At 69.7% G+C, this 13,854-nt stretch carries 14 protein-coding genes; 6 read left to right on the top strand and 8 right to left on the bottom strand.

Translation table 11 applies throughout. The features are described 5' to 3' along the window. Positions 1-119 precede the first annotated feature (119 nt). A complete protein-coding gene (locus JIN95_RS16405) occupies positions 120-254 on the top strand; it encodes a hypothetical protein (RefSeq protein ID WP_006114415.1) in 135 nt (44 codons plus the stop codon). Positions 255-316: 62 nt separating this feature from the next. Here JIN95_RS16405 and JIN95_RS07505 read toward each other — a convergent pair whose 3' ends face one another. The 4 genes from JIN95_RS07505 to pyrH form a co-directional block, all read right to left on the bottom strand. Further along, a complete protein-coding gene (locus JIN95_RS07505) occupies positions 317-1,336 on the bottom strand; it encodes a HAMP domain-containing sensor histidine kinase (protein ID WP_200530984.1) in 1,020 nt (339 codons plus the stop codon). Positions 1,337-1,413: 77 nt separating this feature from the next. Further along, positions 1,414-1,746: a hypothetical protein gene (locus JIN95_RS07510; protein WP_095636819.1), complete on the bottom strand. Its 333-nt coding sequence runs from the start codon at positions 1,744-1,746 to the stop codon at positions 1,414-1,416. Next, a complete protein-coding gene (lysS, locus tag JIN95_RS07515) occupies positions 1,747-3,495 on the bottom strand; it encodes a lysine--tRNA ligase (protein ID WP_200530985.1) in 1,749 nt (582 codons plus the stop codon). Continuing rightward, positions 3,492-4,217 carry a UMP kinase gene (gene pyrH, locus JIN95_RS07520; RefSeq protein WP_095636817.1) on the bottom strand — a complete coding sequence of 242 codons (726 nt, stop codon included), beginning with the start codon at positions 4,215-4,217 and terminating at the stop codon, positions 3,492-3,494. The genes lysS and pyrH overlap by 4 nt, the downstream gene beginning before the upstream one ends. Before the next feature lie 112 nt (positions 4,218-4,329). Here pyrH and JIN95_RS07525 point away from each other — a divergent pair, with 112 nt between their 5' ends. From JIN95_RS07525 to JIN95_RS07535, 3 genes are all read left to right on the top strand, one after another. Further along, positions 4,330-5,217: a molybdopterin synthase gene (locus JIN95_RS07525; RefSeq protein WP_200530986.1), complete on the top strand. Its 888-nt coding sequence runs from the start codon at positions 4,330-4,332 to the stop codon at positions 5,215-5,217. A gap of 327 nt (positions 5,218-5,544) precedes the next feature. Then, entirely contained in the window at positions 5,545-5,805 is a 261-nt protein-coding gene (locus tag JIN95_RS07530) for a hypothetical protein (RefSeq protein WP_095636815.1), read from the top strand. A gap of 297 nt (positions 5,806-6,102) precedes the next feature. Then, a complete protein-coding gene (locus JIN95_RS07535) occupies positions 6,103-7,257 on the top strand; it encodes a site-2 protease family protein (protein WP_200530987.1) in 1,155 nt (384 codons plus the stop codon). Between the two features lie 18 nt (positions 7,258-7,275). On the opposite strand, the gene JIN95_RS07540 is transcribed toward JIN95_RS07535, so the two are convergent. The 3 genes from JIN95_RS07540 to JIN95_RS07550 form a co-directional block, all read right to left on the bottom strand. Further along, entirely contained in the window at positions 7,276-8,949 is a 1,674-nt protein-coding gene (locus tag JIN95_RS07540; RefSeq protein ID WP_200530988.1) for an AarF/ABC1/UbiB kinase family protein, read from the bottom strand. 3 nt (positions 8,950-8,952) lie between these two features. Further along, the gene (locus JIN95_RS07545; RefSeq protein ID WP_095636812.1) at positions 8,953-9,399 is read right to left on the bottom strand and encodes an Hsp20/alpha crystallin family protein; all 447 of its coding nucleotides are present in this window, start codon (positions 9,397-9,399) and stop codon (positions 8,953-8,955) included. 377 nt (positions 9,400-9,776) lie between these two features. After that, positions 9,777-10,610, bottom strand: coding sequence for an alpha/beta hydrolase (locus JIN95_RS07550; RefSeq protein ID WP_200530989.1), 834 nt, complete (start codon positions 10,608-10,610; stop codon positions 9,777-9,779). Between the two features lie 198 nt (positions 10,611-10,808). On the opposite strand from JIN95_RS07550, the gene JIN95_RS07555 reads away from it, so the two are divergent. Together JIN95_RS07555 and JIN95_RS07560 are read left to right on the top strand one after the other, a co-directional pair. Further along, a complete protein-coding gene (locus JIN95_RS07555) occupies positions 10,809-11,060 on the top strand; it encodes an Hsp20/alpha crystallin family protein (RefSeq protein WP_200530990.1) in 252 nt (83 codons plus the stop codon). Beyond that, a complete protein-coding gene (locus tag JIN95_RS07560; RefSeq protein ID WP_095636809.1) occupies positions 11,057-13,324 on the top strand; it encodes a CDC48 family AAA ATPase in 2,268 nt (755 codons plus the stop codon). Before JIN95_RS07555 ends, JIN95_RS07560 begins: the two co-directional genes overlap by 4 nt. Before the next feature lie 70 nt (positions 13,325-13,394). On the opposite strand, the gene JIN95_RS07565 is transcribed toward JIN95_RS07560, so the two are convergent. Continuing rightward, positions 13,395-13,634: a hypothetical protein gene (locus JIN95_RS07565; protein WP_200530991.1), complete on the bottom strand. Its 240-nt coding sequence runs from the start codon at positions 13,632-13,634 to the stop codon at positions 13,395-13,397. Between the last annotated feature and the right edge of the window lie 220 nt (positions 13,635-13,854).

The following is a 13,854-nucleotide window of genomic DNA, read 5'->3' on the forward strand; positions in this document are numbered from 1 at the left end:
CGCCGCCACCGGGCGATCGCCGTCGGTCTCCGGCGATCGGATCCGGTCGCGCCACACCGATTTTCAGACGCGATTTTGAGACGGGTTCTTTTAAATACTAGTACGCGCTATTGGAAGTAATGAAAGTTCAGTTCGAGTGTTCGTGCTCGGAGGAGATCTCCGAGTTCACCCGCGGCGAGACGAGCCGCGGGGTTCACGTCGAATGCGGGAACTGCGGCGCGGTGTACGCGGTGACGATCACGGAGCTCGACTAGCGTCGCGGCTCGCCCTCCCCCGTCTCACCGTCCCTCCGTCTTGGCCCGACTGCGTTTTCTCCTCAGTCGTCGTCGGCTGCCCCTTTACCGATTCCGTCCGCGACGGCGTCGCCCTCAGGGGTTCCGCTCGCTCGCGATCCCTCTCGCCCACTCTCTCTCGCAGGCGCGCTGTCGGCTCCCGCCTCCGTCGGATCGTCGAACGACTCGAACCGGAGGCGGACCGTCGTCCCGCCGTCGCTCGTCTCGAACCCGACGGTGCCGCCCTGCGTCTCGCACATCCACTTGACGAGCCACAGCCCGATGCTGCTCGCGTGCGACAGCGGCGTCTCCTCCTCGGCACGCAACACCGCCCGCTCGTCCTCGGGGATCCCCGGTCCGTTGTCGCGGACCTCCAGACAGACCGTCGACCCGGTCTCGGTGATCCGGACGTCGACCCGACGCACCGACTCGTCGTTGTGCGTGACGGCGTTCTCGAACACCTCGCGGACCGGGTACTCGATCGACTCGTCCGCGTGGACCCACGCCTCGGCGGGCGCGTCGACGGTGAGCGCGACGTCGGCGCGGTCGATCTCCGCGGCCGCCTCGTTGACCGTGTCGACGAGGTCGACCCGCCCCTCCGGTGCGGCGGGCGACGCGTCCTCGATGACGCGCAGCTTCTCGCTGATCTCGACCACGTCGTCGGTCGTCTCCCGGATCGTCTCCAGGCACTCTCGACTCCGCTCGTCGTCGACCCGGTCGACGAGCAGGTCCGTGTACCCCTGAATGATGTTGAGGTCGTTCCGCACGTTGTGTCGGAACACCCGGCTCAACACCTGGAGCTGCTGGTTCGACGTCTCGAGATTGCTCCGGGCGGTCGCCGCTCGCCGTCGGTGATGCGCGGTCGCGCCGTAGACGACGAGCGACGAGGCGGCGACGACCGTCCACCCGCCGACGGCGCGGACCGGCGTCCACGCCGACAGCGTCCCGACCGCCGACGCCACCGCGAGATCGGCTGCGACGACGAACGACGCCCCGAGACACAGGTAGGCGACGGCGATCTCTCGGGGGGAGCGGTCGAAGACGAGAGCGGATTCTAGTTTCATTTATATTTCACTAATCCTCGGCCGATTTTTAGCGTACGTAACGGCAGTCTCCGAGACGTATTAAACTTTGACAGGAATCACCACGACTTGCAGTCGGGGCAGACGCGGTCCCCGTCGTCGAGCCAGCGCCGCTCGACGCGGTCGCCGCACCGCTCGCAGTCGGCGCCCCCGGCGGTCCACGTCGCGGTCGCGGTCGCGGGCGTCACCTCGTCGCCGTCGCCGCCCTCGTGGCGGTCACTACCGTCGTCTCCATCACCGCCCTCGACCGCGTCGCCGTCGGACTCCGCGGCCGCCGAGTCGTCGTCCGCGGGTTCGGTTTCGCCGGGATCGGTCTCCGCGGGTTCGGTTTCGACGCGATCGGTCGCCGCGTCCGACCCCCCGAACTCGTCGAGTGAGCGGTCCTCGGGCATCTACGCCTCCCGACGGAGCCGGGCCACGACGTAGTCGCGCTCCAGTTCGCCGAGGAACTCGCCGAGCCGCGGCCCCTGCGTGTCGTCGAAGAAGAGCCGGTAGCCCGCGGCGAAGAAGTCGCTCACCTCCACGTCGTGCGCGCGCGCCGTCTCGTACATCTCCGACTGGATCGCGTCGCCGTCGTGGCCGGCCGCGACGAAGTCGGCGAGGTCGTCGAGCGCGGCCGCGACGTCGTCGTCGAAGTCGGCGTCGGGCAGCTCCGTCTGGAGCCGGTAGTCGTACTCGTTGCCGGTGCGCTCCGCCCAGCTGCGCGCCTTCTCGACGCGGGCCAAGGCGGCCTCGACGACCTCGTCCGAGGCGTCCTCGGGGATGTGCCCCTCGTCGCGGGCGAGCCGCTCGCGGAAGTCGGGGTCGTCGACCATCCCGAGCACGGCCGCGAAGGTGTACGGGAGCCGCACGGGCTTCTCCTCGGGCGGGTCGTCGGCGCGGCCGACGACGAACGGGTAGGCGCGCTCGGCGAAGGCGGTCAGATCCTCGTCGTCGACCTCGCCGAAGTACGCGCGCTCGAACCGGTCGAACCGGTCGACGAGCTGGTCGAGCCGCTCGATGTCCAGGTCTCGGGCCTTCTTCGGGTGGAGCGCGAAGAAGTACCGGAGCACCGCGGGTTCGAGCAGCTCCAGGAGTTCGGGGACCGTGACGATGTTCCCCGCAGACGAGGAGAGCGGCTCGCCGTTGAGCGTGAACCACTCGTACACCATCGGCACCGGTGGCTCGGTCCCGAAGACCCTCCGCGCCACATCGACGCCGGAGGGCCACGAGCCCTCGGCGTGGTCCTTCCCGAACGGCTCGAAGTCGACGCCGAGCACGTCCCACTGGCCGGGCCACTCCAGCCGCCACGGGAGCTTCCCCTCGCGGAACGTGGCCGTGCCCTCGTGGCCGCAGCCCTCGATGGTGTTGTCGCCGACGTCCATGTCGGTACAGACGTACTCGACGGTCTCGGCGTCGAGGTCGACGCTCGTCACCGTCTCCGTGATCTTTCCGCACTCGGAACACACCGGGTTGAACGGGACGTACTCGCCGTCGACCTTGTCCTGGTACTCCGAGAGCACCTCGCGGACGCCGTCGAGGTCAGCGAGGACGGTCCGGGTCACCTCGTCGAAGGCGCCGTCGGCGTACAGCTCCGTGTTCGAGACCATCTCGACCGGAATCGACAGCCGGTCGGCGTCGGCCTTCAGCAGGGCGGCGAAGTGGGCGGCGTACGACTCGCGCTCCCCGAACGGGTCTGGGATCGCGGTGTACGGCTTGCCGAGGTTCCGGCCGAGCGCGCCGGCGTCGACCTCGCCGAGGCCGACGATCTCGCCGTCGGCGTTCGCCAGCTTCCGCGGGAGCTTGCGGAGCGGGTCCTTGTCGTCGGAGGTGAACACCTGCCGGACCTCGTGGCCGCGCTCGCGCAGCACCGCCGCGACGAAGTAGCCGCGGATGATCTCGTTGAAGTTCCCGAGGTGCGCGACCCCGGAGGGGGAGACGCCGCCCTTGATCACGATCGGCTCGTCGGGGTCGCGGGCCTCGATCTCGTCGGCGACCACGTCGGCCCAGAAGGCGCGGAACCCCTCGCCGCCGCCCTCGCCGGTCTCGTCTCCGGCGCCCGCCTCGCCGTCGGCCCCGCGCGCCTGCTCGGAGAGGATGTGGGGCGAGTCGGCGGGCGTCGAGTCCGCTTCCGCGTCCGGGGCGTCGTCGTCGGCGCTCACGCGTCGCTCGCCCCCGTCCAGTAGGTCGGCTCGTCCGTGCCGGTCGGAATCACGTCGGTCCCGGTGTGTTCCCCGCGGAGCACGGCGTCGACGACCGCGCTCGGGTCGGTGCCGTCGAGGACGATCGAGCGAATCCCGGCGCGGTCGATCAGCTTGGCCGCGAGCAGGTCGACGGGCGCCGACGACCCCGCGTCCCGACTCATCGGGAGCACGATGTCGACGAGCTCCGACGGCGACAGCGATTCGAACTGGGTCGCGTCCGGATCGGCGTTGGGGTCGGCGTCGTACACGCCGTCGGCGCTCGTGGCGTAGACGAGCAGATCGGCGTCGATCGACTCCGCGAGGGCGGCGGCGACCGCGTCCGTGGTCTGGCCGGGAGTCACGCCCCCCATCACCGACACCTCTCCGCGGCGGAGGGCGGCGGCCGCCTCGTCGTACCCCGTCGCCGGCGAGAGGTTCGCGGCCCCGTCGAGCGCGGCGATCAGCAGCCGGGCGTTGAGCCGGGTCGTCCCGATGCCGAGCTGGTCGAGCTCGACCTCGTTCGCTCCCAGTTCGCGCGCCGTTCCGATGTACTCGCGCGCGACGCCGCCCCCGCCCACGACGACGCCGAGCTCGCAGCCGTCCGCCGCCAGCCGCTCGATCGCCTCGGCGTACGCGGCCACCCGGCCGGAGTCCAGATCGGGCGCGAGCACGCTCCCGCCGACAGAAACGACGACTCTCATTACGGTCGAATACCCCTGTCGCGCTCTTAAGGATTATCAAGCGGAACCGGACTCTCCCGGCTGCCCGCGGCACCCGGGAAACGCCTAAGCCCCTCGCAGCCCGCGTTCGGGTATGCAACCGATATCGATCGTCGGCCCGGGGGCGACGGACCTCGCGGGACCCCTCGCGGACCGGCTCGACGGGCGGGTGGCGGTCGTCGACTGCGAGGCGGCCGGCGCGGGAGACGGAGCCGCCGGCCGCACGGCCGATTCCGAGGCGACCGACGGGGGCGTCGCGCTGGAACGAGACCCCGACGGCGAGGAGCGAACGGGGCGGACGGCGACGGCCGCCGACACGACGCTCGCGCTCGGCCCCGACGGCTCGTGGACGGGTCGGGGGCGCGTCGACGGGCTCGACGACCTCCTCGACGGGCTCGCGCCCGAGCACGACTACCTCGTCGCTGTCGGCGAGTCGCGTCTGCGCGTCCCGACGGTCCTGCTCGGCGCGGACGCGGAGCCGTCGGACGTTCCCGGGTCGGTCCTCGCCGCCGCCGACGCGCCCGACGGGGTCGACCTCGACCGCCTCGTCGCGGACTTGGCCGACGCGGAGCCGTGGATCACCCGGGAGACGCTCGTGCGGCGCGTCGAGGCGTCGGCGGACGCGGACCGGTCGGGTGCGATAGCCAGCTTCACCGGCCGCGTTCGCGCGCGGGACGCGCCCGACGACGACCCGACGACGCACCTCGCGTTCGAGAAGTACGAGGGCGTCGCCGAGGACCGGCTGAACGCCATCGCCGACGAGATCACCGACCGCGACGGGGTGTTCGACGTGCGGATGCACCACCGGACCGGCGTGATCGAGGCCGGCGAGGACATCGTGTTCGTCGTCGTGCTCGCGGGGCACCGCCGGGAGGCGTTCCGCGCCGTCGAAGACGGAATCGACCGCCTGAAAGACGAGGTGCCGATCTTCAAAAAGGAGGCGACGGAATCGGAGACGTTCTGGGTCCATCGCCGGGACTGAGGAGCCGCGATCCGTTGGCGCGCGAGACGAGATTCTCGGCCGCGGGGGCGGCGTCGTCGCGTGCGGATGCGCGCGACTCCGACATGATTGTGTCAAAAATTGCCGGATCAATGGGCTGACCGTCGGTGACCGTTCGAAGATTCGACGCCATCCAGAAACTCTTTAGAATCAATTATAAAACGTCTAGCGGTTTCTGAGGGTTCTATGAAACGTCTGTCAGACACGTTTTAGCCCGCCGACCGACCGTGAAACGCCCTGAAACCCCCTGAACGTCACCCAACGGTGGTACCTTTATAACACCCTCCGGCGGCAAGCGGTGAGTGTACCATGAGCGCGACTGCGAACCCCTCCACGACCGCGACACCGACCGACGACCTCAGCAAGGAAGAGCGGCTGAAGCGGTACCTGCTCGACCGCGCGGAGGACGGCGAGATGTACTTCAAAGGGAAGTTCATCTCCGAGGACGTCGACCTCTCGCCGAAGGAGATCGGCGCCCTGATGGTGAAGCTCCGCGACTCCGCCACGGAGCTCACCGTCGAGAAGTGGTCGTACACGGGCGCGACGACCTGGCGCGTCGAGCCCGCCTGACCGCCCGAAGCGCCGCTAGCCCCCCCCTGAACGCCCGAAGAACCGCCGCTTGACGACGCGCTCGCGCGTGTCCCCGCACCGCTCCGCCGACTCCCGCTTGCATCGGCCCACGACTCCCACTCGAACCGGCCCACGACTGCCCTCCGGTCCCCTTCTCTCCGCTGACGACCGGCCCCTCCGTCCGGTCTCGCTGACGGACAATACCTTGCGATCCGCGGGTCGGGCTCTCGTCCGACGCGATCCGCGGGCGCTCCGCCCGACGCGGGGTTTATACTCGCCGACCAGCTACGACCGACGATGCCAGAACACGAGGACGGGGAGCTGTCGGGGGGGTCCGACGTTCCGCGTCCGGAGCCGCTCCGGACGTTCTTCCGGATCGACGAGGTCCGCCGGGAGAACGGCCGCGTTCGGTACGTCGGGGAGTCGTACGTCCCGGAGCGCACGCTGTTGCGGAAGCTGGTCCCGAAGTTCCGCGACGCCGGGTACGACGTTGACGTGGAGACGGTCGAAGACGGCCACGTCGTCGTCGCGACGCCCTTCGACCGCGGGCGCGAGGGGATCCCGTGGGTCAACGTCGCCATGTTCGCGGCGACGGTCCTGTCGACGCTGTTCGTGGGCGCGTACGGGTGGTACTACATCGGCTGGGAGGAGATCGCGGCGAACCCGCTGGTCATGCTGCGGGCGTGGCCGTTCACGGCCGCGGTGTTGGGCGTCCTGATGACCCACGAGCTCGGCCACTACGCCGCCGGCCGGTACCACGGGGTCGACGTCTCCCTGCCGTACGTCATCCCGTTCGTCTTCCCGTTCGGGACGCTCGGGGCGATCATCCGGATGCGTGGGCGGATGCCCTCCCGGCGGGCGCTGTTCGACATCGGCGTCGCCGGCCCGATCGCGGGGCTGGTCGCGACCGTCGCCGTCACCGCAATCGGGCTCTCGCTCGACCCGCTCCGGGTTCCGGCCGAGATCGCGAACGCGTCGGGGGGGACGATGATCCGGTTCAACAACCCGCCGCTTCTCGGGATCATCGCCGATCTCCTCGGTCAGCCGACGGCGTACGACGACCCGAGCCTCACCGCGCATCCGGTGGTGATCGGCGGCTGGGTGGGGATGTTCTTCACCCTGCTCAACCTCCTGCCGGTCGGCCAGCTCGACGGGGGGCACATGGTCCGGGCGATGGTCGGTCCGCGACAGGAGACGATCGCGGCGCTGGTCCCGGGCGCGCTCCTCTCGATCGCCGGGTACCTCTACTTCTGGCGCGGCTTCGGGCTCGACCAGTCGGTGGGGCTGTGGGCGTTCTGGGGCGTGTTCGCGCTCGTGATCGCGTTCAACGGCCCCGCGGACCCGGCCGACGAGGAGCGGCTCGGCTGGCCGCGGCTCGCGATTGGGCTCGGGACGTTCGCCGTCGGCGCGCTCTGTTTCCTCCTCGTTCCGATCGAGGTCGTCTCGGCGTGAGCGGTGCTGACAGCAGCGTCAGTCCTCGCGCCGCTTTTTCATCCCCTGTCTGGTGAACTGGGGCGTCGCCCGGATCCCGCGCTTCTTCCGGAACGACCGGTAGAGCGCGACGGCGAGCGGGGCGGCGAGCAGGAGCACGATCGCCGCGAGCCGCCACGACTGGGCGAACGAGTAGAGGATCGTCGCGGAGAGCACGCCGACGGCGAGCAGCACCGAGTAGGCGATCCGCATCGCGAGCTTATCGAGGACGTTCGAGCCGTCGTCGATCGTGACGTCGACGTGGAGGTCGCCGCGGTTCGCCCGCTCGAGGAAGTCGTCGGCCTTCGGCGGGACCGTGAACAGCGCCTCCGCGGTCTTCTGGGCCTGCCGTCCGGCGTCCTCGGCGAGGTTGCGGGCGGTCTGTTCGTAGTACCCCTCCTCCTTGAGGTACTCCGTCGCGGTCGAGATGAAGTCGAACTCGGGGTCTAAGGTGACACAGACCCCCTCGACGACGGTGGCGACGCGCAACACGAGCGCGAGGTTCGGCGGGAGCCGGAGAGGAAACTCGTAGATGGTCGACTCCACCTGCTCGATGATCTGGTTCACCTGGTACTGCTCGATGTCCTCGCCGCTGGCGTCCGCGATGGCCAGCTCCATCACGTTGCCCATCACCTCGCGGTCGGCCTCCGGCGAGAGGGTGCCCATCGCGATCAGCGTGTCGAGGATCCCATCGATGTCCTGGCGGGCGACCGCGACGTAGAAGTCGACGATCTTCTCCTGGATGAACGGGTCCACCCGGCCCGCCATCCCGAAGTCGTAGAAGATCACGGCCCCGGCGTCGTCGACCGCGAGGTTTCCGGGGTGCGGGTCGGCGTGGAACACGCCGTCCTCGATGATCATCTGGAGGTACACCTCCTGGAGCGTCTCGGCGATGGCGTTCCGCTCGTGCCCCGCCTCGTCGAGGGCGTCGACGTCGCTGATCTTGGTCCCCGGGACGTACTCCATCGTGAGCACGCGGGGCCCGGAGACCGCCTCGAAGGCGGTCGGGATCCGGATCCGGTCCTCGTCGGCGAAGTTCGCGCGGATCTCCTCGAGCATCTCGCGCTCGCGCTTGTAGTCCATCTCCTCGCGGATCGTCTTCGCGAACTCGTCGGCGAGGTTCTCTAAGGAGAACGCCCGCCCGCTGCCGATGAACTGGCGGACCAGCGGGATCGACCACCGGATCGTCCGGAGGTCGGCCTCGACGAGCGATTCGATCCCGGGACGCCGGACCTTCACCGCCACGTCCGTCCCCTCGTAGCGGGCGGTGTACACCTGCCCGAGGCTCGCGCCGCTTATCGGATCCCGGTCGAAGTCGTCGAACGTCTCGCCGACCGGGCCGAGCTCGTCTTCGAGGACGGTCTTCGACTCCTCCCACGGGGCGGGCGGCACGTCGTCTTGGAGCCCCTCCAACACCTCGATGTAGGCCGGCGGGAGGATGTCTGGGCGGGTCGAGAGGATCTGGCCGAGCTTGATGAACGTGGGCCCGAGCGTGAGCAGGATGTCGAGGAGGACGGCGGCGCGCTCGCGCTGGGTCTCGGCGTCGACCTCGCGGCCCCCGCCGAACAGGAAGTACCGCTTCCGGTCTCGCCAGTAGGCGACGATCAGCGGCGAGAAGCGCCGCATGACCACGAAGAATCGCCAGTAGGCGCGGAGGTTGACCAGCGTGACCACCCGTCAGGCGCCGGCCTCGTCACCGTCGCTCGGCGTCCCGTCGTCGTCCCGATCGCTCTCGGCCGCGGCGCCGCCGTCGCCCTCCGTCCCCTCCTCGGCCTCGTCGACCGGGATCGTGCGGGAGGCGCCCCCGGTCCGCTTGGGGATCGTCACTTCGAGCACCCCGCGGTCCATCTCGGCGTCGGCGCCGCTGCCGTCCGCGTCGCCGGGGAGCGGGAGCTCCGCGTCGAGGAACAGGGGCCGGTCCTCGCGCACGTACCGGAACCCCTCGGGGACCTCCTTCTCGCGGCGCCCCTCGATGACGATCCGGCCGTCCTCCGCCAGGACCTCGGTGGTCTCGGCGGTCGCGCCCGGGAGGTCGACGACGAGCACGTACCCCTCGTCGGATTCGAGCAGGTCCGCAAACACCGCGTCCGGGAGGTCCCGGAGCGCGTCGCGTAACGCTGACATGGACACGGATACGGTCGCCGCGGCGAAAAAGGTGTGGAAAGGGGGGACGCTCCCGCTCGGTCGGGATCCGTTGTCCGCGGTATCGACGCCGGTCGTCTCGGGTACCGACGCCAGCGATCGCCGAACGATTTAAGTACTGTCGTGTGTTAACGCATAACACGAGGTGAGTACAGCAGACATCGAGGACCGAACCCGACAGCGGCCGACGACCGAGTCGCATCGAATCGAGTTCTGTCCAACCGGCTTCCAGGCACGGGTCGCGTCCCCGTCTCGGGACGCGCCTCGGACGACCGCTTCGCTCGCCGCAGCTTTTTAAGACGACGTGGGACGGCGGAGCGACCGAAAGCGCACGACGCACAACGCGCGACGAGCGACCGCTACGTCGACGCCGTCGAGATCCGCGAGCAGAACGCCGCGAGCGCCGCGTTGAACGCCGCCGGCCGCTCGAGCATCGCGAGGTGCGCCGCGCCCTCGATCGCCGCGCGCTCGCAGTCGTCGATCCCGTCCGCGAGGTAGTCGTGATACTCGACGGGCGTGAGCGCGTCGTGCTCGCCGACGACCGCGAGCGCCGGGGCCGCGATCTCGCCCAGCCGGTCGCGCACGTCGAAGGCGTGGCACGTGAGGAAGTCCCGCTCGGTGACCGCCCGTCCGCAGTCGCGCATCCCTGCGCGCGACAGCTGTACGTACTCGGGGGGCGCGTCGTGGAACAGCCGGTCGGGCTCGTGGAGCAGGTCGATCGCTTCCGCGAAGTCGTTCGCGAGCGCGTCGCGGAGGGGCTCGGCGACCGCCAGCTTCGCGCCCGTCCCGGCGAGCACGAGCCCGTCGAGCGCCAGGTCGCGCTCTAAGGCGACCCACAGTGCGACGGCCCCGCCGAGCGAGTTGCCGCAGAGCACGGTCGCGCCCGTCTCCTCGGCGACCGCGACCACGTCGTCCGCGTACGCGTCGAGCGCTCCGGGGGCGGCGGTGGTGTCGCTGTCGCCGGTGTCGCTCTCGATGTCGTCGAGATGGCTGCTGTCGTCGAGATCGCCGCTGTCGCCGTGGCCCGACAGGTCGAGCGCGACGACCGGGAACCGGTCGCTCACGCGCGCCTGCGCCTTCCAGATGTCCTTGCTCCCGCCGCTCCCGTGGACGAAACAGACGGTCGGACCGTCGCCGCCGCGGTCGGAGACACGGTAGGCGGTGTCGCGGCCGTGGTGGGTGACCAGTTCCATGGGCGTTGCTCCCCCGCGCGAGCTCATAAAGGTCGCCGCCGCACCGCGATCGCTTCCGCCGCTTTCCGCCGTCCCGCGAGCCGCCGCTTCCCGCTGCCTTCCCCCGAACCGCAACACCACCGATACGCCGCCGGTATCTCACGTCATGCGATTTTTGGCGACAGATTTATATACTCTCGCGCCTAACTTGTAGTTAGCATGAATCACCAACAGACCCGATCGACCGGCGACGGCGCGCTGCTCCGCCGGTACGAGTACGAGGACGGGTGGGTCGTCGCCGCCGATCTGGGCGCCGACGCCGAGAACGTCTCCGTCGACACCGTCGGCGAGACCGCGATCGTCGTGATCGAGGGCGAGGGCGAGCCCGTCGAGTCGGAGTTCGAGCTCCCGGGCGAGGCCGACGCGGTCGCCATCGAGAACGGCGTGGTCACCGTGGAGGGGCAGCGATGAAGCTCACGGTCAGGCCCCTCAAGCAGAAGGACGCCGGGCGCCGCCTCGCGGCGATCGACCGCGTCGCCGCCGAGGAGCTCGGGCTCTCCGGCGGGGACATCGTCCGCGTCGAGGGACCGGACGGGGCCGCGATCGCCCGCGTCTGGCCCGGCTACCCCGAGGACGACGGGACCGGCGTCGTGCGTATCGACGGCCGCCTCCGTCAGGAGGCCAACGTCGGGATCGACGACCGCGTGACCGTCGAGGACGTCGACGTCTCGCGGGCGGAGTCGGTCACTATCGCCTTCCCGAGCCAGCTCCGCGTCCGCGGGCAGATCGCCCCGTTCATCCGCGACAAGCTCTCCGGCCAGCCGGTGACCGAGGGGCAGACGATCCGCACGTCGCTCGGCTTCGGGCTGATGGGCGGCCAGTCGCAGGCGGTGCCGATGAAGGTCGCCTCGACGACCCCTTCGGGGACCGTCGTCATCACCGACGACACCGAGATCGAGATCTCGGAGGTCCCGGCCGAGGAGCTGACCGAACGGAGCGAGGCCGGCGAGGGCGCGAGCGAGGGCCCCGACGTGACCTACGAGGACATCGGCGGGCTCGACAGCGAGCTCGAACAGGTCCGCGAGATGATCGAGCTGCCGATGCGGCACCCGGAGCTGTTCAAGCGGCTCGGCATCGACCCGCCGAAGGGCGTGCTCCTGCACGGTCCGCCGGGCACGGGGAAGACGCTGATCGCCAAGGCCGTCGCCAACGAGATCGACGCGAACTTCCACACGATCTCCGGTCCGGAGATCATGTCGAAGTACTACGGCGAGTCCGAGGAGAAGCTCCGCGAGGTGTTCGAGGAGGCGTCCGAGGAGTCGCCCGCGATCATCTTCATGGACGAGCTCGACTCGATCGCGCCCAAACGCGAGGAGGCCGGCGGCGACGTGGAGCGCCGCGTCGTGGCCCAGCTGCTCTCGCTGATGGACGGGCTCGAGGAGCGCGGCGAGGTCGTCGTCATCGGGGCGACGAACCGCGTCGACGCCATCGACCCCGCGCTCCGGCGCGGCGGCCGGTTCGACCGCGAGATCGAGGTCGGCGTCCCCGACCGCGACGGCCGCAAGGAGATCCTGCAGGTCCACACGCGGAACATGCCGCTGGTCGAGGAGATCGACTTGGACGAGTACGCCGAGAACACTCACGGCTTCGTCGGCGCGGACTTGGAGTCGCTGGCGAAGGAGTCCGCGATGCACGCGCTGCGGCGCATCCGCCCCGAGATCGACCTCGAATCCGACGAGATCGACGCCGACGTGCTCAACAGCATCCAGGTCACCGAGACGGACTTCAAGGAGGCGATGAAGGGGATCGAACCCTCCGCGCTCCGCGAGGTGTTCGTCGAGGTGCCCGACGTGAGCTGGGACCAGGTCGGCGGCTTGGAGGACACCAAAGAGCGGCTCCGCGAGACGATCCAGTGGCCGCTTGAGTACCCCGAGGTGTTCGAGGAGCTCGACATGCAGGCCGCCAAGGGCGTCCTGATGTACGGCCCGCCGGGCACGGGGAAGACCCTGCTCGCGAAGGCGGTCGCCAACGAGAGCGAGTCGAACTTCATCTCGATCAAGGGGCCCGAGCTGCTGAACAAGTTCGTGGGCGAGTCCGAGAAGGGCGTCCGCGAGGTGTTCAGCAAGGCCCGCGAGAACGCGCCGACGATCGTGTTCTTCGACGAGATCGACTCGATCGCGACCGAGCGCGGCCAGAACTCCGGCGACTCCGGCGTCGGCGAGCGGGTCGTCTCCCAGCTGCTGACCGAGCTCGACGGGCTCGAATCGCTGGAGGACGTGGTCGTCATCGCGACGACGAACCGCCCGGACCTGATCGACTCGGCGCTGCTCCGCCCCGGCCGGCTGGACCGCCACGTGCACGTCCCCGTGCCCGACGAGGACGCGCGCCGGAAGATCCTGGAGGTCCACACCCGGAACAAGCCGCTGGCCGACGACGTCGACCTCGACGCCATCGCCCGGAAGACCGAGGGCTACGTCGGCGCCGACATCGAGGCGGTGGCCCGCGAGGCGTCGATGAACGCCTCCCGGGAGTTCATCGGCAGCGTCTCGCGCGAGGAGGTTGGCGAGTCCGTGGGCAACGTCCGCGTGACGATGCAGCACTTCGAGGACGCCCTGAGCGAGGTGAATCCGAGCGTCACCCCCGAGACGCGGGAGCGCTACGAGGAGATCGAAAAGCAGTTCCGGCGGTCGGAGGTCGACCGCGCGGAGACCGAGCCCGGCACGGCGTTCCAGTAGTCGGAGCGACGGACCGCCGGTAGCGGTCGGATCGCCGGCCGGAGTCGAACCGGTGCGGCCGCGGTTTTTTTCAGACGACGCCGAGCGTCGACAGCAGGTAGAGCGCGGCGACGACGACGATCCCGATCGTGACGAGCCGCCACGCGAGCTTCAACACGAACTTCCCGAGGACGATCACGACCGCGACGGCGACCAGTGCGACGAGCAGCTGTCCGGTCGGGCTGGCGAGGATGCCGGCCTGAAGCGGTACCGACGCGGCGAGCGCGGCGAGCGAAGCGGTCATGTCCGGGCCCACGGTGAGGCCGGGCATAAGCTTGTGGGAGGACGGAGCGGACGCGGGGGGCGCCGACCGGTTCTCGAATTTTGATAGGTTCACGGCAAGAACCGCGGCGAAGTCAGACGATCGATCACCGGCGCGATCGCCCCGAGGGCGCCGACGCCCGCGGCTGCCGCCCGAATCGCCGCCGATCGACCCCCCTTCTGTTCCGGTGGGGAGACGCCTCTGTGATGCGGTTTCGTCGATCAGCGAT

It is taken from the genome of Halorubrum sp. LN27, from assembly GCF_016635065.1.
In the GTDB taxonomy this organism is placed as follows: domain Archaea; phylum Halobacteriota; class Halobacteria; order Halobacteriales; family Haloferacaceae; genus Halorubrum; species Halorubrum salipaludis.

Coding starts and splice junctions, on each gene's coding strand:
- JIN95_RS16405 (WP_006114415.1), top strand. CDS start 120: ATGAAAGTTCAGTTCGAGTGTTCGTGCTCGGAGGAGATCTCCGAGTTC.
- JIN95_RS07505 (WP_200530984.1), bottom strand. CDS start 1,336: ATGAAACTAGAATCCGCTCTCGTCTTCGACCGCTCCCCCCGAGAGATC.
- JIN95_RS07510 (WP_095636819.1), bottom strand. CDS start 1,746: ATGCCCGAGGACCGCTCACTCGACGAGTTCGGGGGGTCGGACGCGGCG.
- pyrH (WP_095636817.1), bottom strand. CDS start 4,217: ATGAGAGTCGTCGTTTCTGTCGGCGGGAGCGTGCTCGCGCCCGATCTG.
- JIN95_RS07525 (WP_200530986.1), top strand. CDS start 4,330: ATGCAACCGATATCGATCGTCGGCCCGGGGGCGACGGACCTCGCGGGA.
- JIN95_RS07530 (WP_095636815.1), top strand. CDS start 5,545: ATGAGCGCGACTGCGAACCCCTCCACGACCGCGACACCGACCGACGAC.
- JIN95_RS07535 (WP_200530987.1), top strand. CDS start 6,103: ATGCCAGAACACGAGGACGGGGAGCTGTCGGGGGGGTCCGACGTTCCG.
- JIN95_RS07545 (WP_095636812.1), bottom strand. CDS start 9,399: ATGTCAGCGTTACGCGACGCGCTCCGGGACCTCCCGGACGCGGTGTTT.
- JIN95_RS07550 (WP_200530989.1), bottom strand. CDS start 10,610: ATGGAACTGGTCACCCACCACGGCCGCGACACCGCCTACCGTGTCTCC.
- JIN95_RS07555 (WP_200530990.1), top strand. CDS start 10,809: ATGAATCACCAACAGACCCGATCGACCGGCGACGGCGCGCTGCTCCGC.
- JIN95_RS07560 (WP_095636809.1), top strand. CDS start 11,057: ATGAAGCTCACGGTCAGGCCCCTCAAGCAGAAGGACGCCGGGCGCCGC.
- JIN95_RS07565 (WP_200530991.1), bottom strand. CDS start 13,634: ATGCCCGGCCTCACCGTGGGCCCGGACATGACCGCTTCGCTCGCCGCG.